This window comes from Aureimonas sp. SA4125, assembly GCF_019973775.1.
GTDB lineage: Bacteria > Pseudomonadota > Alphaproteobacteria > Rhizobiales > Rhizobiaceae > Plantimonas.
Window position 1 is genome coordinate 4,869,790 of the sequence record NZ_AP025032.1, and the last position, 22,519, is coordinate 4,892,308.

21 protein-coding genes are annotated in these 22,519 nt (G+C 66.7%); all 21 read left to right on the forward strand.

Features of this window, described 5'->3' with window-relative positions:
* The first annotated feature begins 256 nt into the window (after window positions 1-256).
* On the forward strand, window positions 257-679 hold the full coding sequence (locus Sa4125_RS23025; RefSeq protein WP_345944345.1) for a DUF1810 domain-containing protein: 423 nt from the start codon (window positions 257-259) through the stop codon (window positions 677-679).
* Between the two features lie 252 nt (window positions 680-931).
* Window positions 932-2,221: an MFS transporter gene (locus Sa4125_RS23030; RefSeq protein ID WP_224002117.1), complete on the forward strand. Its 1,290-nt coding sequence runs from the start codon at window positions 932-934 to the stop codon at window positions 2,219-2,221.
* A gap of 135 nt (window positions 2,222-2,356) precedes the next feature.
* Window positions 2,357-5,224, forward strand: coding sequence for a [protein-PII] uridylyltransferase (locus Sa4125_RS23035; protein ID WP_224002119.1), 2,868 nt, complete (start codon window positions 2,357-2,359; stop codon window positions 5,222-5,224).
* Complete coding sequence (murJ, locus tag Sa4125_RS23040) at window positions 5,221-6,822, forward strand: murein biosynthesis integral membrane protein MurJ (protein WP_224002121.1); 1,602 nt, start codon at window positions 5,221-5,223, stop codon at window positions 6,820-6,822. The genes Sa4125_RS23035 and murJ overlap by 4 nt, the downstream gene beginning before the upstream one ends.
* 102 nt (window positions 6,823-6,924) lie before the next feature.
* Entirely contained in the window at window positions 6,925-8,157 is a 1,233-nt protein-coding gene (locus Sa4125_RS23045; RefSeq protein ID WP_224002123.1) for an acyltransferase family protein, read from the forward strand.
* Window positions 8,158-8,269: 112 nt separating this feature from the next.
* Window positions 8,270-9,361, forward strand: coding sequence for a tryptophan--tRNA ligase (gene trpS / locus Sa4125_RS23050; protein WP_224002125.1), 1,092 nt, complete (start codon window positions 8,270-8,272; stop codon window positions 9,359-9,361).
* 52 nt (window positions 9,362-9,413) lie between these two features.
* A complete protein-coding gene (locus Sa4125_RS23055) occupies window positions 9,414-9,674 on the forward strand; it encodes a hypothetical protein (protein WP_224002127.1) in 261 nt (86 codons plus the stop codon).
* Entirely contained in the window at window positions 9,671-9,970 is a 300-nt protein-coding gene (locus Sa4125_RS23060) for a type II toxin-antitoxin system RelE/ParE family toxin (RefSeq protein WP_224002129.1), read from the forward strand. The genes Sa4125_RS23055 and Sa4125_RS23060 overlap by 4 nt, the downstream gene beginning before the upstream one ends.
* A 38-nt stretch (window positions 9,971-10,008) precedes the next feature.
* Complete coding sequence (locus Sa4125_RS23065) at window positions 10,009-10,500, forward strand: universal stress protein (protein WP_224002131.1); 492 nt, start codon at window positions 10,009-10,011, stop codon at window positions 10,498-10,500.
* 163 nt (window positions 10,501-10,663) lie between these two features.
* On the forward strand, window positions 10,664-11,224 hold the full coding sequence (locus tag Sa4125_RS23070; RefSeq protein ID WP_224002133.1) for a NifU family protein: 561 nt from the start codon (window positions 10,664-10,666) through the stop codon (window positions 11,222-11,224).
* Between the two features lie 41 nt (window positions 11,225-11,265).
* On the forward strand, window positions 11,266-11,973 hold the full coding sequence (gene tsaB, locus Sa4125_RS23075) for a tRNA (adenosine(37)-N6)-threonylcarbamoyltransferase complex dimerization subunit type 1 TsaB (RefSeq protein ID WP_224002135.1): 708 nt from the start codon (window positions 11,266-11,268) through the stop codon (window positions 11,971-11,973).
* A gap of 188 nt (window positions 11,974-12,161) precedes the next feature.
* Entirely contained in the window at window positions 12,162-12,605 is a 444-nt protein-coding gene (gene rimI / locus Sa4125_RS23080; protein ID WP_224008178.1) for a ribosomal protein S18-alanine N-acetyltransferase, read from the forward strand.
* A gap of 133 nt (window positions 12,606-12,738) precedes the next feature.
* On the forward strand, window positions 12,739-13,602 hold the full coding sequence (locus tag Sa4125_RS23085; protein WP_224002137.1) for a lysophospholipid acyltransferase family protein: 864 nt from the start codon (window positions 12,739-12,741) through the stop codon (window positions 13,600-13,602).
* A gap of 32 nt (window positions 13,603-13,634) precedes the next feature.
* Entirely contained in the window at window positions 13,635-15,077 is a 1,443-nt protein-coding gene (gene miaB / locus Sa4125_RS23090; RefSeq protein WP_224002139.1) for a tRNA (N6-isopentenyl adenosine(37)-C2)-methylthiotransferase MiaB, read from the forward strand.
* Window positions 15,074-16,120 (forward strand): PhoH family protein, encoded by a 1,047-nt coding sequence (locus tag Sa4125_RS23095; RefSeq protein ID WP_224002141.1) that lies wholly within the window; start codon window positions 15,074-15,076, stop codon window positions 16,118-16,120. The genes miaB and Sa4125_RS23095 overlap by 4 nt, the downstream gene beginning before the upstream one ends.
* The gene (gene ybeY / locus Sa4125_RS23100; RefSeq protein WP_224002143.1) at window positions 16,117-16,713 is read left to right on the forward strand and encodes an rRNA maturation RNase YbeY; all 597 of its coding nucleotides are present in this window, start codon (window positions 16,117-16,119) and stop codon (window positions 16,711-16,713) included. Before Sa4125_RS23095 ends, ybeY begins: the two co-directional genes overlap by 4 nt.
* Before the next feature lie 179 nt (window positions 16,714-16,892).
* Window positions 16,893-17,792, forward strand: coding sequence for a hemolysin family protein (locus tag Sa4125_RS23105; protein WP_224008181.1), 900 nt, complete (start codon window positions 16,893-16,895; stop codon window positions 17,790-17,792).
* 168 nt (window positions 17,793-17,960) lie between these two features.
* A complete protein-coding gene (lnt, locus tag Sa4125_RS23110; protein WP_224002145.1) occupies window positions 17,961-19,547 on the forward strand; it encodes an apolipoprotein N-acyltransferase in 1,587 nt (528 codons plus the stop codon).
* A gap of 141 nt (window positions 19,548-19,688) precedes the next feature.
* The gene (locus Sa4125_RS23115; protein WP_224002147.1) at window positions 19,689-20,117 is read left to right on the forward strand and encodes a helix-turn-helix domain-containing protein; all 429 of its coding nucleotides are present in this window, start codon (window positions 19,689-19,691) and stop codon (window positions 20,115-20,117) included.
* Window positions 20,118-20,364: 247 nt separating this feature from the next.
* On the forward strand, window positions 20,365-21,573 hold the full coding sequence (gene metK / locus Sa4125_RS23120; RefSeq protein WP_224002149.1) for a methionine adenosyltransferase: 1,209 nt from the start codon (window positions 20,365-20,367) through the stop codon (window positions 21,571-21,573).
* A gap of 55 nt (window positions 21,574-21,628) precedes the next feature.
* Window positions 21,629-22,333 carry a tRNA (guanosine(46)-N(7))-methyltransferase TrmB gene (locus Sa4125_RS23125; RefSeq protein ID WP_224008183.1) on the forward strand — a complete coding sequence of 235 codons (705 nt, stop codon included), beginning with the start codon at window positions 21,629-21,631 and terminating at the stop codon, window positions 22,331-22,333.
* Window positions 22,334-22,519 lie beyond the last annotated feature (186 nt).

The window sequence follows — 22,519 nt, forward strand, 5'->3', positions numbered from 1 at the left end:
GACGTCAGGCCTCGCAAAGTCTGCCCCTTCATCCTTTGCCCGGTCGCGCTTAGCGCGGTATTTCCGCTTTCGGGAGTCCCCGATGCTGACGCAGGCTGATTCCGCCGGGGATCGAATCGACGAAGCCGGACGTTAGGGCACCGCTGCCCGTCCCGGCTCTGCGACCCATCAGCCTTCGGCATCTCGCCGTGTCTTTGGCCGGGACCCGAGATGCGACGGGGGGCCGTTTTCGACCTTCTGCCACCGGAGACCTCGGCTGATGGACGCCTATAGGCTTGACCGCTTCGTCGCGGCACAGGATCCGATCTTCGATCGGGTGCGAGAGGAACTCGCGCGAGGAAGGAAGCAAAGCCACTGGATGTGGTTCGTCTTCCCGCAAATCGCCGGCCTCGGCCGGAGCGAGATGGCGAGGGCCTACGCGCTCGGCTCGCTCGACGAGGCGCATGCCTACCTTTCTCACGAGGTGCTCGGCCCCCGGTTGCTGGAATGCACCCGGCTGGTCAACCGGATCGACGGGCGGAGTGTCGACGAGATCTTCGGCTCGCCGGACAACATGAAGTTCCACTCGTCGATGACGCTGTTTGCCAGGGTGCCCGGCGCCGGCCCCGACTTCTCCGCCGCTCTTGCAGAATATTTCGCGGGCATCGAGGATGAGGCAACGGTGGAGAGGCTGGCGTAAGACGCCCGGACTATCCCTCCCGACGCTCCGGGCGCTCGCCGGGGCCGCTGCTTCGACGACTTTCGGACACTGGGTTCCCAACGCTCCCCGCCTGCTTCGGACGGCGTTTCGGGCCGAGGGCGAATGCCCCGACCGCCGCGTCGCATCCGCTTCCCACCCTGCTGCCCGAAATCGGGCGGCGCGATTTGATCGACCCGGTAACCGTGCCGTGAACGTCTCCCCAATCCTTGCCCGCGCCGCCGGAGAATTTGCATGAGCAGCATTGCCCTGGAACCGGGCGGGCGTGTCGAACGTCCCAAAGCATCGCGGTCGGTGAAGGCGCTCAGCGCCGTGAACTTCTTCCTCGCCGACGTTCGCGACGGGCTCGGACCGTTCCTCGGCGTCTTCCTGATCGGGCAGGGCTGGGGCACCGATACGATCGGCTATGTCCTCACCATCGGCGGCCTCGCCGGCATGCTGGCGACGACCCCGCTTGGCATTCTCGCCGATGTCAGCCGCGCCAAGCGCTTCATTGTCGCCTTCTGCGCCGTCCTCGTGATCGTCGCCTCGCTGGTGATCCTGTTTCTTCCCAGCGTGCCGCTGGTCGCCGCCTCCCAGATCGCCACCGGTGTCGCGGGCGCAGCGATCGGCCCGGCCATCGCCAGCCTGACGCTCGGTATCGTCGGACAGAAGGGCCTCGCCCACCAGCTCGGCCGGAACGAGGCCTGGAACCATGGCGGCAACGTCTTCGCCGCGGCAGGCGCCGGCTTCTTTGCCTATGAATACGGGCTGACCGCCGTCTTCGTCCTGATGACGGTCATGGCCGCCTTCTCGATCCTTGCCGTCCTGATGATCCGTCCGGGGGACATCGACCACGACGCCGCCCGCGGCCTCGAGCGCAAGGCGGACGAGAGGCGGGAGGAGCCGTCGAGCTTCGCCATCCTCTTCCGCTCGGCGCCGCTGCTCATCCTCGCGGCAACGCTGCTGCTCTTTCATTTTGGCAACGGGGCGCTGCTGCCGCTGCTTGGCCAGCAGGTCGCTGCCGCCGGCATTGCGGACACCGGAGAGGCGTCCTTCCTGATGAACCCGGCCGTCTACACCTCGATGACGATCATCATCGCCCAGCTGACGATGATCCCGATGGCGCTATTGGCCGCCAGTATTGCCGGCAAGCGCGGCTACTATCTCCTTCTCGTCGCCGCGCTGGTCGCCATGCCCGTCCGTGCGCTGATCGCCGGGCTCTGGGTCCACCCTTATGCGGTGCTGCCGATCCAGATGCTCGACGGCGTCGGGGCAGGCCTCCTCGGCGTCGCGGTCCCCGGCCTCGTCGCGCGGATCCTGCGCGGCACCGGCCACGTCAATGCGGGCCTCGGCGCGGTGATGACGGTGCAGGGAATCGGCGCATCGCTGAGCCCCTCGCTGGCCGGCTATGTCGCGGCGACCTGGGGCTTTTCCGCCGCCTACCTCGTCCTCGGTGCCATCGCGGCGATGGGCCTTGTCCTCTGGCTCGTTTCGGCCGCACGCGTCTCCAAGGCCTGCGCCCCGGATGGCGGGACGGCGTAGGATCCCGCCGTGGCGGTGCCACCCTGCCGCGGGCACGCGGATTTCTCTCCTGACAGAAATGCTCTATAGCCGCGGACTCACGCCACAGACCGCGCGCCGCCGCCCCTTGAGGCCACCGGTGCCGGGAGGACAGACATGCCGCTCGACGCCCGCCGGATCGCCTTCAAGGCAAGGACCCCCTTCGAGGGCCCCGCCGCCTTGCGGCTCGGGGAGATCATCGACACCGCGGCGCTGGAGCGCGATCTTTCGGCGCTTGCCGGCAAGGCCCCCGGCGACGGCGCGCCGGCGAAGGTCCGCGATGCGGTGCTGGCACTGCTGAAGGAGCGGATCGGGGCCGGGCGCAAGTCGGCCGAGACGATGCTGTTCGAGGATGGCAGCGGGCTTCTCTGCGCCGCCCGTCTCTCCGCGCTGCAGGACGAGGTGATCCGCGCGGTCTACCGCTTCGCCCTCGACCACGTCTTCGCCGCCGCCAATCTCTCGACCGGCGAGCGCATGTCGGTCATCGCGGTCGGCGGTTACGGTCGCGGCACGCTGGCGCCGGGCTCCGACATCGATCTGCTGTTCCTCCTTCCCTACAAGCAGACGGTGCTGGGCGAGCAACTGGTGGAATATCTCCTCTATCTGCTCTGGGATCTCGGCTTCAAGGTCGGCCACGCCACCCGCTCGGTCGAGGAGTGCGTGCGCCTTGCGGGCGAGGATTTCACCATCCGCACGGCGCTGCTCGAGCGCCGGCTGATCGTCGGCGAGCCCCGGCTCTTCGAGGAGCTGTCGGCCCGCTTCGACAAGGAAGTGGTGGAGGGCACCGGCCAGGAATTCATCGCCGCCAAGCTTGCCGAGCGCGACCTCCGCCACACCAAGAGCGGCGACACACGCTATCTCGTCGAGCCCAACGTCAAGGAAGGCAAGGGCGGCCTGCGTGATCTCAACACCCTGTTCTGGATCGCCAAGTACCACTACCGGGTCGAGACTTCCGAGCAGCTCGTCGCCGCCAGCGTGTTCTCGCGGCGCGAGGCGCGGCTCTTCCACAAGGCCGAGGACTTTCTCTGGGCCGTTCGTTGCCAGATGCATTTCCTCACCGGCAAGGCCGAGGAGCGGCTGTCCTTCGACCTGCAGCCGGAGATCGCCGCCCGTCTCGGCTACAACGCCCATCCCGGCATGAAGGACGTCGAGCGCTTCATGAAGCACTACTTCCTGATCGCCAAGGACGTCGGCGATCTCACCGGCATCTTCTGCGCGGCGCTGGAGGAAGAGCAGGCCAAGGACATGCCCGGGCTGAAGGGTTTTGTCCGCGGCCTTCGACACCGTGCCAAGAAGATTGCCGGGACGCTCGATTTCCACGTCGACAACAACCGCATCAACATCACCGGCAAGGACGTCTTCCAGAAGGACCCGGTCAATCTCCTGAGGATCTTCAAGCTCGCGGCGTCGCTGAACCTCGAATACCATCCCGATGCGCTGAAGATGATCCGCCGCTCGCTGCGCCTCGTCGATGCCGAGCTGCGCGCCAATCCCGAGGCGAACAGCCTGTTCATCGACGTCCTGACCGATCGGGCCGATCCGGAACTGCATCTCAGGCGCATGAACGAGGCGGGCGTGCTCGGGCGCTTCATCCCCGAATTTGGCCGCATCGTCGCGATGATGCAGTTCAACATGTACCATCATTACACCGTCGACGAGCATCTCCTGCGCTCGATCGCCATCCTGTCGCGGATCGAGCGCGGCGAACTCGTGGAAGACCATCCGGCCTCGAGCGACCTCGTGAAGGCGCTGAACGACCGCGTGCCGCTCTATGTCGCGCTGCTCCTCCACGATATCGCCAAGGGCCGCCCCGAGGACCATTCCGTCGCCGGCGCCCGCATCGCGCGCACGCTCTGTCCGCGGCTCGGGCTCGACGAGCGCCAGACCGATCTCGTCGCCTGGCTGGTCGAGGATCACCTGGTGATGTCGCTGACGGCGCAACAGCGTGATCTCAACGACCGCAAGACCATCCTCGACTTTGCCGACAAGGTTCAGACGCTGGAGCGGCTGCGGCTTCTCACCATCCTCACCGTCTGCGACATCCGGGCCGTCGGCCCCGGCGTCTGGAACGGCTGGAAGGGCCAGCTCATTCGCAACCTCTATTACGAGACCGAGCCGGTGATCACGGGCGGCTTCTCGCAGTCCTCGCGCAAGCAGCGCTTCACTGAGGCCCGCGCACACCTCGCCGAGCGCCTGTCGGATTGGCCGGAGGCCGATCGCGACGCCTACATCGACCTCCACTACCAGAACTATTTCCTCACCGTGCCGCTCGAGGAGCAGCGCCGCCACGCCGACTTCATTCGCAAGGCTTCGGCCGGCGGCGAGTCCCTGGCGACCATGGTCCTCACCGACGCTTTCCAGGCGATCACGGAGATCACCATCCTGGCGCCCGACCATCCCCGGCTCCTGTCGATGATCGCCGGGGGCTGCGCCGCGACGGGGGCGAACATCGCCGATGCGCAGATCTTCACCATGGCCGACGGCCGGGCGCTCGACATCGTCACCATCAACCGGGAATTTGCCAGCGACGACGACGAACGGCGGCGCGCCGAGCGCATCGGCCGCCACATCCGCGATCTCCTGCAGGGGCGCCAGCACATGCCGGACATGATGGCGCAGCGAAAGCTCGGGCGCAGCGCGAAAATGTTCTCGTTCCGGCCGCGCGTCTTCGTCGACAACGCGCTGTCGAACCAGTTCACCGTGGTCGAGGTCGAGGGCCTCGATCGGCCGGGGCTTCTCTCCGATCTCACCGGCGCCCTGTCGGATCTCAGCCTCGACATCCGCTCGGCCCACATCGCCACCTATGGCGAGCGCGCCGTCGACGTCTTCTACGTCACCGATCTCACCGGCATGAAGATCGTCAGCCCGAGCCGAACCGAGCGCATCGAGAGCCGGCTGATCTCGGTCTTCGACAGCCCCGAGGGCGAGATCTCGTCGCGTGGGACGATGCCCTCGCCACAGGCTTTCGGCATTCCCGCCAAATGAGCCTCATCGGGAAGTTTGCCACCGTCGGCGGCGCGACGCTGTTCTCGCGCATCTTCGGTTTCGGCCGCGAAATGATGATGGCCTCGGCGCTCGGCATCGGCCCGGTGGCCGACGCCTTCAATCTCGCCTTTCGCTTTCCCAACCTGTTCCGCCGGCTGTTCGCCGAGGGCGCCTTCAACGCGGCCTTCATTCCGCTGTTCTCCCGCTCGCTGGAGGAGGATGGCGAGGAGGGCGCGCGGGCCTTTGCGACGGAGGTGTTCTCGACGCTGCTCGTCGTCCTGACCGGGCTGACGATCCTCGCTTTGGTCTTCATGCCCTTCCTGGTGTCGACGATCATCGCGCCGGGCCTGGCCGCCTGCGTCGACGATGCGGCGGCGGCGCAGGCGATCTCCTGTGCCGATCGCTTCGACATCACCGTCGCCTTCTCGCGCATCATGTTCCCCTACCTCGCCTCGATGTCGCTGATGGCGATGGTCTCGGGCATCCTCAACGCCTACCGCCGCTTCTTCGCCGCGGCCGTCGCGCCGACGATCCTCAATTTCGTCCTCATCGGCGTGCTCGCCTGGTGTTTCTGGACGAAGGCCGACACGACGACGATCGGCTTCTGGATGAGCTGGGGCGTGCTGTTTGCCGGCGTCGCGCAGCTCGCCATGGTGACGATCGCGATGCGGATGGCGGGCTTCGGCGTGTCGCTGCAGCGGCCGCGCTGGACCAAGGGGTTGAAGCGGCTCCTGATTCTCGCCGGTCCCGCGGCGCTGATCGGCGGCATCACCCAGATCAACCTCTTCGTCGGCCAGGCCATCGCCTCCTACAAGCCGGGCGCGGTGTCGATCCTGCAATATGCCGACCGGCCCTACCAGCTGCCGCTCGGCATGGTGGGCGTGGCCATCGGCGTCGTGCTCCTGCCCGAACTCTCCCGCGCGCTGAAGGCCGGGCGCCTCGCCGAGGCGCAGCACACCCAGAACCGCAGCCTGGAATTCGCGCTGTTCCTGACGGTGCCGGCCGCCGTCGCGCTTTTCCTCATCCCCGAGCCGATCATCCGCCTGATCTACGAGCGCGGCGCCTTCGACGCCGCGACGACGACGGCGGTGGCGGCGGTTCTCGGCCTCTACGCCCTGGGACTGCCGGCCTTCGTCCTCATCAAGGTGTTCTCGCCCGGCTATTTCGCCCGCGAGGACACGCGCACGCCGATGCTGATCACAGGCGCGTCGGCACTCGCCAACATCGTCCTCTCGGTGATCCTCTTCAACTTCTATGCTGAACAGGGCATTGCGCTGGCAACGACGCTCGCCGGCTGGCTGAACGCGCTGCTTCTCTTCGAAGGGCTTCGCCGCAAAGGACTCTGGCAACTCGACCGGCCGCTGGTGAAGCGCGGCCTCCTCGTCTTCGTCTCGGCCGGACTGATGGGCGGCGCGCTGATTTTCCTGGAACTCTGGCTCTCCCCCTGGATGCAGCCGGGATCTGGTCTCCTCCTGCAGATCCTGGCGATCCTCGTCCTCGTCGGCGTCGCCATGGCGGTCTATTTCGTCCTTGCTGTCGCGACCGGCGCGGTCGATCGAAGTCTCGTCATGCGCCTCGTTCGGCGGAAGGGCGCCTGACGATAGAATTTTAGCGAATTTCACCGTCCTTCGGTAACCTCTCATCGCAGCCGTTTCTTCAGATCTTCGTGCTTTCCTCTTGGGAACAAGAGGGAGGCGGTCGTGCAGGAGAAGACGAGGCTGCATTACATCGACGCGCTCAGGGTGTCTGCCTTCGGCCTGTTGATCCTCTATCACGCCTCCGTCGCCTTCTTCCCCGGCATGCACTGGCTGATCGAAAGCGCGGTCACGAGTTCCGCCCTCGAGACGGCGATGAACCATCCGCGCGCCTGGCGTCTCGCCCTCCTCTTCTTCGTCTCCGGCATGGGAGTCGCCTTCGCCTTCCGCACCGCTCCCCTCGGCGACCTTATCCGGCAACGGTTGATCAGGCTCGGTCTGCCGCTCGCCGCCGCGATGGCGTTGTTCATCGTGCCGCAGGTCTGGTGCGAGCGGGTGATGGAGGACGGCTACGAGGGGTCGCTCTGGACCTTCTGGCTGACGCGCTACTTCACGGAAGGCAAATATCCCGACGGGAACATCACCTGGGCGCACATGTGGTTCGTCGCCTATCTGATCGCGCTCGTCCTCACCGTCCTTCCGGTCCTGAAGCTTCTCGACCGCCCCGCCTTCACCTGGATGTCGCGGGGGATCGAGAGACTGGCGGGGACAGCCTGGATCTACGCCCTCTTCCTGATTCCCCTCGGCGCCAATCTGGCGCTGTCGCCCTGGTTTCCGCGCGAGACGAATGCGCTCTACAACGACGGCGCCTGGTTCGCGGTCTGGGCGAGCTGGTTCGCCTTCGGCTATCTCTTCGCGCGCTCGCACCAGACGCTGATCGGCGGCGTCATCGCCCGTCGCTGGACGAGCGCTGCCCTCGCCGCCGGGCTCTCCGCACTGCTCGCCACCATCGCCTGGGGCCCGGGTACCGGCTGGTCGATCGGCGGGTACGAGGAGATGACCATTTCGTTCAAGGGACTGACGCTGGCACTGGCCTGGACCATGATCCTGACCCTCGTCGGCTTTGCCGCCCGCCATATCGGCGCACCAAGCCGTCTCGTCCGCTATCTCAGCGATGGCGTTTTCGCCTTCTACATCGTCCACCAGACCCTCGTCGTCGCGGCCCTGTTCTATCTGCTGCCGCAGGGCCTCGGGCTCTGGACGACCTATGCGCTCGTGATCGCGGCGACGGTGGCCGGCTGCCTCCTGTTCTTCGAGCTTGCCCGGCGCCTTCCCGCGCCGCTCGCTCTGGTCTGCGGCGTCCAGCATCGCCGACCCGTCGCGGCTCCCGTCCCCATTCCGGCACAGGCGACGCCGGCCGTGGAAATGCCGCTCGAGCCGTTCCGCATCGCCGCCTGAGGGCAGGGGCCATGCCGCCTCGTCGCCCGCGCCGCTTGATCGTCGCCGGAGCGCCGTGCATATAGCCCGCGATTCCCGGCCCTTCGCCGGGGCGCGACGAAGGGCGAGCAGCATGCCGGGTGAGGGTCAGAACGGTTTCGAGCCGCGTGTGTTTTCCGGCGTGCAGCCGACAGGCAACCTGCATCTCGGCAACTATCTCGGCGCCATCCGCCGCTTCGTCGAGCTGCAGGAAACGCACCCTTGCGTCTTCTGCGTCGTCGACATGCACGCCATCACCGTCTGGCAGGATCCGGTCGAGCTCGAGCGCTCGACGCGCGAGGTGACGGCCGCCTTCATCGCCGCCGGTATCGACCCCGAGCGCCACATCGTCTTCAACCAGAGCCGCGTCGCCGAGCACGCCGAACTCGCCTGGGTGTTCAACTGCACGGCGCGCATGGGCTGGCTGAGCCGGATGACGCAGTTCAAGGACAAGGCCGGCAAGGACCGCGAGAACGCCTCGGCCGGCCTCTTCGTCTATCCCGCGCTGATGGCCGCCGACATCCTCCTCTACCGCGCGACGCACGTGCCGGTCGGCGAGGACCAGAAGCAGCATCTCGAGCTGACGCGCGACATCGCGGCGAAATTCAACAACGATTTCGCCGACAGGATTTCAGCGCTCGGCTTCGGCGTCCCCGGCGTCGGGGCTGACGGCGAGGCCGGCGCGTCGCAGGGGTATTTCCCGATGACGGAGCCCCTGATCGACGGCCCGGCGACGCGGGTGATGAGCCTGAAGGACGGCACCAAGAAGATGTCGAAGTCCGATCCGTCGGACCTCTCGCGCATCAACCTCACCGACGACGCCGACGCCATCGCCCGCAAGATCCGCAAGGCCAAGACCGACCCCGACGCTCTGCCGTCCGAGGTTTCTGGCCTCGCCGGCCGGGCCGAGGCCGACAACCTCGTCGGCATCTTCGCGGCACTGTCCGGACGCACGAAGGTCGAGGTCCTCCGCGACCACGGCGGCCAGCAGTTCTCGGCCTTCAAGCCGGCGCTGGCGGAACTTGCGGTCGAAAAGCTCGGGCCGATCACCTCGGAAATGCGCCGCATCCTCGCCGATCCCGGCGCGATCGACCAGGTCCTGTCGAAGGGCGGCGCGCGTGCCCGCGAGATCGCGGCGAAGAACATGGCCGACGTCAAGAAGATCATCGGCTGGCTCGCCGACTGACTGGCACTCATCTCTGTCGCGCGATAGGATGAGCCGCGTGATGGAGGCAGCCATGGCGAAAGCAAAGACCACGGTGACGATCGAGGGCAGGGCGGCGCAAAAGCTCGCCGAACTCGCCGCCGCGTCCGGCCGCAGCGAAGACTTCTACGCGGCCTACATGATCGAGGAATATGCCGCACGGGAAATGCAGCTCATCGCCTCGATCAAGGAGGCGCAGGCCAGCATCGACCGTGGCGAAGGTATTCCGCACGAGGAGGCCCGACGCCGCTTTCAAGCGACGATCGACCGCGCCAAGCGGCCTGCTGCCGAGTGAGCCGGGAGGTCGTCTGGCAGCCTGACGCGCTGGACGACTTCGATGCGGTGCTTGGCTTTCTGACGGACGGAAGCCCGGCCGCCGCAGCCGCCTTCGAGCGAAAAGTCAGTGATACGCTTATCCGTCTCGCCCATTACTCGATCGGCCGACCCGGCCGCGTCGGTCAGACCTTTGAGAAGCCTCTGACCGGAACCTGCTACACCCTCGTTTACGGACTGAGTGACACGACGGTGAGTGTCCTTCGCATCATCCACCAACGCCGCCAGTGGCCGGAGGACGGCTGGCCGCAGGGCTGACGCTTGCCCTTGGCAAAGCTCCCTGCCATGGTCCCGCGATGGTTTCCAAACGAATTGGCCGCGACGCCGGCGGCAAGCGAAAATTCCTCGCGATCATCGACGCGACGCCGGAATGCGGGCGGGCGGCGTCCTACGCCGCGCGTCGCGCGAAGGCCAGCGGCGGCGGCGCGGTCCTGCTCTACATCATCGAGCCCGCCGACTTCCAGCACTGGCTCGGCGTCGAGAAGATCATGCGCGCCGAGGCCGAGGCGGAGGCGCATTCGCGGCTGTCGAAGGTCGCCGAGGAGATCCGTGAATCGGTCGGCATCGAGCCGGAACTCGTCGTGCGCGAGGGCAAGACCATCGAACAGATCACCGCGCTGATCGAGGCCGACCGCGAGATCGCGATCCTGGTTCTCGCCTCTGGGGATTCCAGCGAGGGCCCAGGCCCCCTCGTCTCCTCGATCGCCGGCAAGGGCGCTGCCTTCCCGATTCCCGTGACGATCGTGCCGGCCACGCTGACGGACGACGAGATCGAAAGCCTCTGCTGAAGGTTTCGTTCGTTCCTGCGCCCCTTTCGCTGCGATGCCGTCATCGCTAGATAGGGAGGGACGCCCGACCGCTCGCATTTCAGGCGACCGTCGGCAAACAGTCTCATACCCGGCAGGGGCCGTCCGCAGTCTGCGGACGGCGAGCATCCCGAAAGGACGCGCCATGTTCATCCAGACCGAAGTCACGCCGAACCCCGCAACGCTGAAATTCCTGCCGGGCCGGGTCGTCCTGGCGGAGGGAACGGCGGAGTTCGTCAGCCGTGAGGACGCCGCGGAGCGCTCGCCGCTCGCCGCCAGGCTCATGGATGTGCCGGGCGTCACCGCCGTCTTCTTCGGCTACGACTTCGTCACCGTGTCCAAGGACGGGCCGGAATGGCAGCACCTCAAGCCGGCGATCCTCGCCGGGCTGATGGAGCATTTCATGTCGGAGCAGCCGACGATGGCGCAGGCCGGCGCCGTGTCGGACAGCGGCGAGGAGTTCTTCGAAGAGGGCGACGCCGATCTCGTCTCGACCATCAAGGAGCTTCTCGAGACGCGCGTCCGCCCGGCCGTCGCCCAGGATGGGGGAGACATCACCTTTCGCGGATTTCGCGAGGGCACGGTCTACCTCAACATGCGCGGCTCCTGTGCCGGCTGCCCATCGTCGACGGCGACGCTGAAGCATGGCATCCAGAACCTCTTGCGCCACTTCGTTCCGGAGGTCGAATCCGTCGAGGCGGTGTGACCGCTCTCGACTCGTCGCCCGCCAGCCGATAACCGGCTGACATGAGCGATCTTCTCCTGTGCATCGATACCTCGGGCGGGCGCTGCGCGGCGGCGCTGTATGACGGCGGCGGCACGCGGCTTCTCGGCATGGCCGCGCCCGACATCGGCCGCGGCCATGCCGAGGTGCTGATGGGCCTCGTGGCCGACATTCTCGCCGGGGCCGGAGCCACCTACGCGGCCCTCGGCAAGATCGCCGTCGTCGTCGGCCCCGGTTCTTTTACCGGCCTTCGCGTCGGCGTTGCCGCGGCGAAGGGCCTTGCGCTCGCGCTGGCGATACCGCTCGTCGGCGCCTCGACCCTCGAAATCCTTGCCGAACCGCATTGGCACGGGAATGGCGCCGTGCTCGCCGTCAACGACGCCAAGCGGGGCGAGGTCTATGCCGCGCTCTACGGCTTAGGCGGGATCGTGCTGGCAGAACCGCAGGCCGTTCGGCCCGAAAGCCTTGCGGCCCTCGTCGCCACTTCAGCCGGAAGCGGGCCGCTCGTGGCCGTCGGCACCGGCGCTGCCATCGCCCGCGAAATTCTCGCCGGGACGCTTGCCTGCATCGCCAATCCAGAGGGGCTTGTCGACATGGACGCCTTCGCCCGCCTTGCCGCGCCCCGGGCGCCGGAGGGGTCCTTGCGCCTCCTCTATCTCCGCGGTGCCGATGCCAAGCCGTCCGCTCCGACCGGGATCTTGCGCGCCACCGAGCCGTCCGCGGTTTCGTGACCGGCAAGCTTGTCGCAACACCTGTTTGATACGATCTTCGACGAGGACAGCGGGCGCAAAGACCCGCAGGCTGCACGACCGGTTCGGGAAGCAGGGGAGGAAGGGCGATGTACTGGTATCTGCCATGGGTCTGGACGGCCGCCTTCTGGAACGAATGGGCCGGAACCCTGCCGCTGGTCGTCGTGAGGATGCAGCCCGAGGACCTCGATTTCGCCGCCGACATCCACAGTGAAGCCTTCGACCGTTCCTGGTCGGGCGACGAGTTCGCGTCGCTCCTGTCTCAGTCCGGCGGCTTCGGCTTCGTCGCGCGGCGGGTCGGCACGCCGCGGGACGCGCCGGCCGGTTTCGTCCTGGCGCGGCTCGTCGCCGGCGAGGCGGAAATCCTCACCATCGCCGTGTCGCGCAAGTTCAGGGGGCGCGGCATCGGCCGCATGCTGATGGACCAGGTGCTGCAGCACCTGCACCAGGAGAGGGCCGCCTCGCTGTTCCTTGAGGTCGACGAGGAGAACGCCGCCGCGCTCGCCCTGTACAAGCGCCTGCGCTTTGCCGAAGTTGGCCGGCGTCCCGCCTATTACAGCGACGGGAAGGGCCGCAGGACCAGTGCGCTTGTCCTGAAGCGGACGCTTCGGTAAGCATCACGGACATTCCTCTGGCGAGGCCGACCGGCTCCATGCCCTTGCTCAATCCCATCATGCGGCGATTGCGGACGAGGCCCCCGTTCGCTCCACCCAAGTCCGGGGTCTCGCTCGGCATGGATCCGTTCGCTTGATGGCCTGGCTGAGGATTGCCCTCCTCGTCGTCGTGCTGACATTGACGACGCTGGTCCTGTTGCCCCTGCAGGCGCTGGCGATCTGGCTGAAATGGCCGGTCGCCCGCTACCTGCCGCTCGTCTGGCACCGAATCGCCTGTCCCCTGGCGGGACTGAGGGTCATCGTCCATGGCGTGCCGGCCAAGGGCCGCCCGATGCTGGTCGTGGCCAACCACCAGTCCTGGGCCGATATCATCGCGCTCGGCGGCGTGCTGCCGCTCTCCTTCATCGCCAAGTCCGAGGTCCGCTCCTGGCCGGCCTTCGGCCAGCTCGCGCGCCTCCAGCGCACCGTCTTTGTCGCCCGCGACGAGCGCCGGCGCACCGGCGAGCAGGCCGATGCCATTGCCGACCGGCTGAGCCACGGCGACGCGATGGTGCTGTTCGCCGAGGGAACGACTTCTGACGGCAACATGGTGCTGCCATTCAAGACGGCACTGTTCGGGGCCGCACAAGCCGCGCTGAAGCGCTCGGGGGCCGATGCCGTCGTCGTCCAGCCCGTCTCCATCGCCTATGTCCGCGCCCACGGCCTGCCGCTCGGTCGGTTCCACAGGCCGCTGGCCGCCTGGCCGGGCGACGTGACGCTGGGCCCGCATCTGGTCCGCTTTCTGCAGGAGGGGGCGATCGACGTCGAGATCTCGTTCGGAACGCCGATTCCGTTCACGCCCGAGAGCGACCGCAAGGCCGTCGCCCGGGACGCGGAGGTCGAGGTGCGCCGGCTGATGGGGCAGAGTCTCGCCGGACACACTCTCCATGCCGATCCCGCATCTTTGCCCGCAAACGTCAATCACCGCTTGCGTCCGATGCCTGCCGAGCCGATATAGGAGATTGGCAGACAGGTCTTCCAGAAGGGCGCATGACTTCAAGTCACGACGATGGTATCGCGGGGGAAGACAGCACCCCGGCTCTCCGGCCGGTCGCGGCCGAAACCCGCAAGGTCTTCATCAAGACCTATGGCTGCCAGATGAACGTCTACGATTCGCAGCGCATGGGCGACGCCCTGGCCAGCGACGGCTATGCGCCGACGGAGACGATCGAGGATGCCGACCTCATTCTTCTCAACACCTGCCATATTCGCGAGCGGGCTGCTGAGAAGATCTACTCCGAGCTCGGGCGCATCAGCGTCCTGAAGCGTGAGCGCGCGGCCGTCGGCAAGTCGCTGAACGTGGCCGTTGCCGGTTGCGTGGCGCAGGCCGAGGGGCGCGAGATCCTTCACAGGGCGAAGGTCGTCGACCTCGTCATCGGTCCGCAGACCTATCACCGCCTGCCCCAGGCGCTGGCGCGCGTCGCCGGCGGCGAGCGCGTCGTCGACACCGACTACGCCGTCGAAGACAAGTTCGCCCATCTTCCCGCGCCCTTGCCCCGGCAGATCCTCGCCCGTGGCGTCGCCGCCTTCCTGACCGTGCAGGAGGGCTGCGACAAGTTCTGCACCTTCTGTGTCGTCCCCTATACCCGCGGTTCCGAGGTGTCCCGGCCGACGGCCCAGATCATCGACGAAGCCCGGCGCCTTGCCGAGGCCGGCGTGCGCGAGATCACGCTGCTCGGCCAGAACGTCAACGCCTGGTCGGGCGAGGACGGCGGCGGTGCCATCGGACTCGGCGATCTCCTGCGCCGGTTGGCGGACATCCCCGGCATCGCCCGGCTGCGCTACACGACCTCGCATCCGCGCGACATGGGCGACGACCTGATCGAGGCGCACCAGACTCTGCCGGCGCTGATGCCTTACCTGCATCTGCCGGTGCAATCGGGTTCGGACCGCATCCTGAAGGCGATGAACCGCCGCCACAAGGCCGAGGACTATGTCAGCCTCGTCGAGAAAATCCGCCGCAGCCGTCCGGGCATCGCCCTCTCGGGCGACTTCATCGTCGGCTTTCCCGGCGAGACCGAGGAAGATTTCCAGGCGACGCTCGATCTCGTGCGCACCGTCTTCTACGCCTCCGCCTATTCGTTCAAGTATTCGCCGCGCCCGGGAACGCCGGGTGCCGACATGCCGGACCATGTGCCGGAGGCCGTGATGTCGGAGCGGCTGGAGCGGCTGCAGGCGCTTTTGCGCGAACAGAATCTCGCCTTCATGGGCTCGCTCGTCGGCGAGGAGATCGAGGTTCTGATCGAAAAGCCCGGCCGCTATCCCCATCAGCTCGTCGGACGCTCACCCTATCTCCAGCCCGTCGTCCTTCCCCTTTCGGCCGGCGCCATCGGCGACGTCGTCAGGGTCAGGATCGACAGCCTCGTCGCGAATTCGCTGGTGGCCGTGGGGGCCAATCCCCCGGACAGGCAGCCTGTAAGGATGATCGCATGAAGGCCATTCGCGGAGCGGTTCCCTCGTCCGGTGCGTCCGACATGGCGCATATCGTTCTCAGCTACGAGGACAATCGGCTGGCGAGTTCGCTTTTCGGACAGTTCGACGAGCATCTGGCGGTCATCGAGCAGAAGCTCGGCGTCGATGCCCGCACGCGCGGCAACCAGGTCGAGCTCCGGGGTGATCCCATGGCGAGCGAGCAGGCGCGCCGCACGCTCGACCATCTCTACGGCCGCCTCCAGGGCGGCGCCGAGATCCAGAAGTCGGATGTCGAGGGCGCGATCCGCATGGCGATCGCCCAGGACGACCAGCTGGTGCTGCCGACGCTGGAAAAGAAGGGCCGCATGTCGCTGGCGCAGATCTCGACGCGCAAGAAGACCATTCACGCCCGCACATCGACGCAGGACGCCTACATGCGCGCGCTGGAACGGGCCGAGCTGGTGCTCGGCGTCGGCCCGGCCGGCACCGGCAAGACCTATCTCGCCGTCGCCCATGCCGCCATGCTGCTCGAACGCGGCCAGGTCGACCGCATCGTCCTGTCGCGGCCGGCGGTCGAGGCCGGCGAGCGGCTCGGCTTCCTGCCGGGCGATCTGAAGGAGAAGGTCGATCCCTATCTGCGTCCCCTCTACGACGCGCTCTACGACATGATGCCGGCCGAGAAGGTCGAGCGGGCGCTGGCCGCCGGTGCGATCGAGATCGCGCCGCTCGCCTTCATGCGCGGCCGCACGCTGTCCAACTGCTGCGTCATCCTCGACGAGGCGCAGAACACCACGTCGATGCAGATGAAGATGTTCCTGACCCGGCTCGGCGAGAACGCCCGCATGGTCGTCACCGGCGATCCCTCGCAGATCGACCTGCCGCCCGGCCAGAAGTCCGGTCTCGTCGAGGCCATGCGGGTACTCGGCGACATTCCGAACGTCGTGACCGTGCGCTTCGAGTCGAAGGATGTCGTGCGCCATCATCTGGTGCAGGCGATCGTCGAGGCCTACGAAGCCGACAGCACGCGCAGCCGCATCCCCGTTTTGCCCAGCGAACGACAATGAGCCAGCCCGCTACCCAGCCTGCGATCTCGGCCGCTTCAGAGGACGAAGCGCCTTCCGGGCGACCCTATGCCGGTTTGACCCTTGCTCTGGCCATCGAGGACGAGGCCTGGCTGGAGCAGGGGCTCGGGGACCTCGAACTGCTCGTCTTCGATTGCCTGACGGCGACAGCCTTCCATCTCGCTTTGCCCGGGGATGTCGCCACCGAACTTGGCGCGACCTTTGCCGACGATGCTGCCGTCAAGCTCCTCAATGCCGAGTGGCGCGGCATCGACAAGCCGACCAACGTCCTGTCCTTCCCGCTGGTCGATCTCGCGCCGGGCGCCCTTCCGGGACCGATGCTCGGCGACGTGATCTTCGCCCGCGAGACGCTGCTGCGCGAGGCGGAGGCGGAGGACAAGGCGCTGCGCGACCATCTCTGCCATCTCGTTGTGCACGGCTTCCTGCATTGTCTCGGGTATGACCATGTCGGGAGCGACGAAGCGGAGGCGATGGAGCGCCTGGAGACGGCGATCCTCGCCGATCTCGGCATTGCCGATCCCTATGCCATGATGGTCCCCGCCACCCCGGCGGACAGCTTTGAAGCGACGCGGTGACAATGAGCCAGATGAAGACACCCCGAGACCAAGACGGGCCATCCGTGACGAGTTTCGAGACGCTCGGCGAGCGAACGCCGGACGACCGAAGTCCCGGCGCCCGGCAGAAGCCGCTGGCGCCCCCGCGGCAGAGTTTCCTTTCCGGATTCCTGGCGCGCCTGAAGCCGAGGGTCCCGGCGATGCTCCGCCAGGATCTCACCGACGCCCTGCAGGGGACCGGTGACGGCGTGTTTTCCACCGAAGAGCGCGCGATGCTCAACAACATCCTGCGCCTGCGCGAAGTGCGCGTCGAGGACGTGATGGTGCCGCGGGCCGATGTCGAGGCGGTCGAGATAACCGCGACGCTCGGCCAGCTGATGCGGGAATTCGAGGCCAGCGGCCATTCCCGCATGCCCGTCTACGGCGAGGATCTCGACGATCCGCGTGGCATGATCCATCTTCGCGACGTTCTCGCGCACATCACCCGCTGCGCCCAGACCGGCAATCCGGCGCCGGCGGCGCCGGGCTCGGCGGTGACACAAGGCGCCGCCGCCGATGCGCCGCTCGACCTCGGGCATATCGATCTCGACCGCAGCATCGAGGACCTGGGGCTCCTGCGCGATGTCCTGTTCGTGCCGCCGTCGATGCTCGCCTCCAACCTCATGGCGCGCATGCAGGCGACGCGCACGCAGATGGCGCTGGTGATCGACGAGTATGGCGGCACCGACGGTCTGGTCTCGCTCGAGGACATCATCGAGATGGTCGTCGGCAATATCGAGGACGAGCACGACGATGAGGCGGCGATGATCGTCGCCCGCGGCGACGGCAACTATGTCGCCGATGCCCGCGCCGATCTCGACCATGTCAGGACGATGATCGGCGACGACTTCGACTTTTCCGACTACGAGGAGGAGGCTGAGACCGTCGGCGGCCTTCTGTTCTCGAGGCTCGGCCGCGTTCCGGCGCAGGGCGAAGTGATCGAAGCCGTCAAGGGCTTCGAATTCCATGTCCTTGCCGCCGATCCGCGCCGGGTTCTGCGCGTGCGGATCCTGCGTCTGGCGCAGGGCGACGCGATGGCCGACGGCACGGCTCTGTCCTGACAAGGACGATCACCCGTGACGGGGTGGATGTCCTCCCGCGCGTCGTCTTGCGCGGGCTTCCCGGCCTGCGCCGAAGGACGCTCGCCAAGCCTGAGGAAAGCTTGCGGCCGGATGGGTAAAGCGGCAGGGTCCGCTCCGTTCGGTGTGCGGGTCGACGAGGTTCATGGAATGCGAGAGCTTGCCGCAAGGGTCGTGCTGATGGACGGCTGGCGCCGCGCGGTGCTGGCGATGCTGGCCGGTGCCATCACCGCTCTCGGACTGGCGCCTGTCGATTTCTTCGCCGCGGGCTTCGTCGGCTTTCCGCTTCTTGTCTGGATGCTCGACGGAGCGGCGGGCAATCCGGCGGCCGGCGCGCTTCGCCGTCTCGCGCCTGCCTTCCGCATCGGCTGGTCCTTCGGCTTCGGCTATTTCGTCGCCGGCCTGTGGTGGCTCGGTGCGGCCATGCTCAACGACGGCAATGCCTTCCTCTGGGCCATCCCCCTCGCCGTTCTGGTTTTGCCCGCGATCCTCGCCGTCTACTACGGGCTTGCCGCCGCCCTGGCGCGAGCCTTCTGGGTCGACGGGCCGTGGCGGATTCTCGCGCTCGCCGTCAGCTTTTCCCTCGTCGAAATCCTGAGGGGCATGCTCTTCACCGGCTTTCCCTGGAACGAGATCGGCGTCATGGCCGCGCCCGTTCCGCTGCTGATGCAGTCGGTCTCCGTGGTCGGCCTGCATGGCATGACGCTTGCCGCCGTCTTCGTCTTCGCCGCGCCGGCGCTCTGGGTGGCGCCGCGCGATCGCGCGCCCGCCCTTGTCCTCGCGGCGCTTTTGGCTGTTGCGCATGCGGGCTTCGGCGCCTACCGCCTGGCAACCGCCGAAAATCCGACCGATGCCGGGGTGGCCGTGCGGGTCGTGCAGCCCAACATCGCGCAGACCGAGAAGTGGGACGCCGCCGAAGCCGACCGCAACTTCGCGCGGCTCGTGCAACTGACCGAGACCCGTCCGGAGACGCCGCTGGCGGCGAAGACGCTGATCATCTGGCCGGAATCCTCGGTGCCGTTCCTCCTGACGGAGAGGCCGGACGCGATCGCCCGCCTGGCGACGGCCCTGCAGCCGGGGGAGACGCTGATCGCCGGTGCCGCCCGGGCGGAGCGGCGCGACGACGCTGCGCCGCGCTATTATAATTCAGTCTATGTCATCGACGAGGAAGGTGTCATCGTCGATGCCCGGGACAAGACCCATCTTGTTCCCTTCGGCGAATACCTGCCCTTCCAGAGCTTTCTGGAGGGTCTCGGCTTGCGCCAACTCGCCTCCCTGCCCGGCGGGTTTTCCGCGGGTGCGGACCGCTCGCCGGTAATGCTGGCCGGTATTCCCGCCTTCCTGCCGCTCATCTGCTACGAGATCATTTTCCAGGACGAGATCGATCGCTCCGCAGCGAAGCGACCCGGTTTCATCGTCAATGTCACCAATGACGCATGGTATGGAAACACCCCCGGGCCCTATCAGCATCTGCGCCAGTCAGGACTGACCGCCGTCGCGCTCGGGCTCCCGCTGGTGCGCAGTGCCAATACCGGGGTCTCCGTCGTCACGGACGCCTATGGCCGGACGATCGATGGATTGGCGCTCGGTTCGGCGGGGACGCTTGAAGTAAAGCTGCCGGTAGTGGCACCGTTCACAGTCTTTTCACGAGTTGGAAACCTTCCGTATTGGATTTTGATCGCGATGAGTTCACTCCTGCTATGCTGGCTTTCCGTAAAAAATGCCCGGCGGGATTGATTGACGCGTGTTGTCGCAAAGCATAACGAGCACACGGATGTTGCTGTTGCAAAATTTCCATATTGCACCTGCTGGGGCCAGGGGAGGCCGGCCATTGCCCGGAGGCGGAAAACGGGCGTTGTGGAAGGCGAAGGTTGAACGATGACCGAAAACAAGAAAAAGCCCAACCCCGTCGATACCCATGTCGGTTCGAGGGTGCGCCTTCGCCGGACCATGCTCGGCATGAGCCAGGAAAAACTCGGCGAGGCTCTGGGCATCACCTTCCAGCAGATCCAGAAGTATGAGAAGGGCTCCAACCGCATCGGCGCCAGTCGCCTGCAGCGGATCACCGAGGTCCTGAATGTCCCCGTCTCGTTTTTCTTCGAGGATGTTCCCGGCGCGCTGACGGACGGAGCAGGCGGGCTCGGCGAGCCTTCGGGCCCCGATTACGTCGTCGATTTCCTGTCGACGGCGGAGGGCCTGCAGTTGAACCGCGCTTTCGTGAAGATCAGCGATCCGAAGGTGCGGCGTCGGATCATCGATCTGGTTCGGTCGCTCGGCGACAGCGCTGACGGTGAGGTCACGAGCTAGACACCCGGCCCGTAACGGCATCGAACGCCGGTTTTGCGGTCGACCCTTGCCGTTTTCGCTTGACGTAAGAGTATTCCGCCTGCAAACCCGGCCGCCGACACGGTGTTGTCCAGGGGCGGGCGACCTGTGCGCGGCATCGTTTGACTGAATTCACCCGACAGATGACTGAATCCACCCTATAGACGAGATGCACTGGGCTTCCAGCGGCTGCAAGAGGCGGCCTGCGGCCCGTAGACTGGGGACAAACATGGCACGCGACGCATATCTTTTCACGAGCGAAAGCGTCTCGGAAGGACATCCCGATAAGGTCTGCGACCGGATTTCGGACGAGATCGTCGACCTGTTCTTCAAGGAAGCTAAGAAGGCGGGAATGGATCCCACCCTGGTGCGGGTTGCTTGCGAGACCCTGGCGACGACGAACCGGATCGTCATCGCCGGTGAAGTCCGCTGCTCGATGAGCGAGAAGGCCATGCGCTCGAAGGTCAAGGCGGCCGCCCGCAAGGCCGTCAAGGCGATCGGCTACGAGCAGGATGGTTTTCACTGGAAGAACGCCAAGATCGACGTCCTTCTTCATGCCCAGTCTGCTGACATCGCTCAGGGCGTCGACGCCTCCGGCAACAAGGACGAGGGCGCGGGCGATCAGGGCATCATGTTCGGCTACGCCTGCCGCGAGACTGCCGACCTGATGCCGGCCCCCATCTACTACGCCCACAAGATCCTCGAGCGCCTTGCCGGCGCCCGCAAGGCTGGCGAGGGTGACGCCGGCAAGCTCGGCCCCGACGCCAAGAGCCAGGTGACCGTGCGCTACGAGAAGGGCGTGCCGACCGAGGTGGTCTCGATCGTCCTGTCGACCCAGCATCTCGACGAGGAGCTTTCCTCCGCCGACGTGCGCGCCATCGTCGAGCCCTTCATCCGCGAGCAGCTCTCCGGGATCAGCATCGCCGAGGACTGCGCCTGGCACGTCAACCCGACCGGCAAGTTCGTCATCGGCGGCCCGGACGGCGATGCCGGCCTGACCGGCCGCAAGATCATCGTCGACACCTACGGCGGTGCGGCGCCCCACGGCGGCGGTGCCTTCTCCGGCAAGGACCCGACCAAGGTCGATCGTTCGGCGGCCTATGCCGCGCGCTATCTCGCCAAGAACGTCGTCGCTGCCGGTTATGCCGACCGCTGCACGATCCAGTTGTCCTATGCCATCGGCGTCGCCGAGCCGCTGTCGGTCTATGTCGACCTGCATGGAACCGGCACGGTCGACGAGGACAAGCTCGAGATGGCGCTGCGCCAGGTCATGAGCCTGACCCCGCGCGGCATCCGCGAACACCTGGAGCTGTCCAAGCCGATCTACGCGCAGAGCGCCGCCTACGGCCATTTCGGCCGCAAGCCCGGCCGTGACGGCTCCTTCTCCTGGGAGAAGACGGACCTCGCGCCGAAGCTCAAGGCCGCCCTTGCCGGTTGACGAACAGGGCCTGCCGCGGCCGGCTTTGGCCGACGCGGCAGCGCCATCCGAAGCCTTGCGCCCGGCGCGGCTCCGCGAGGCCTTCTATGGGAGGCTCCACGGCAAGACGTTGCGTCCGGGTCAGGCATCGACGCTCAGGACGTTGCTGCCGCAACTTTCCCTCGATCTGGCGCAGCCGGCGCCTGCCGACATCCGGCAGCTTTTCCCCGGCCCCATCGACGCGGTCCGCCTGGAGATCGGCTTCGGCGGCGGGGAGCATCTCCTGTCGATGCTGGGCCGCCACCCTCGCTCCGGCTTCCTCGGCGCCGAACCCTTCGTCAACGGCATGGCCAAGATGCTGGCGGCACTGGAGGCTGAGCCCTCCGACCGGATCCGGCTGTTTTCCGACGATGCCACCCTCCTTCTCGACTGGTTGCCGGACGGCTCGCTCGGCGGCATAGATCTCCTGTATCCCGATCCCTGGCCAAAACCGCGACACTGGAAGCGCCGCTTCGTCAGCGCGGCCAATCTCGATCGCTTCGCCCGCGTTCTCGCCCCCGGTTCCCTGTTTCGTTTCGCCTCCGATATCGATTCCTACGTCGCCTGGACGCTGAAGCACTGCGCGGCGCACGCCGCGTTTGACGAGCTGGCGCCATCGCCCGCGGACCGCCTTATTCCCTATGAGGGCTGGCCGGGAACGCGCTACGAAGCGAAGGCGCTGCGCGAGGGCCGGCAGCCGCGCTATCTCGTCTTTCGCCGCCTGCCGCACGCGGCGGGTTGATGCCGCGGCCAAATTGGCCTATATCGCATTCAAATTCTCAGCGATGCAGTCGTGAGAGTGGGTCCTGCCGGTCCCGCTCTTTTTTGTTACCGGGGTCCGGTTCCGCGCGCGGCATCGACGAGACGAAACGATCCTTCGTTTCGCCATGACCCTGTGCGGCAGCGCGACCAACGGGACTGCGACAGC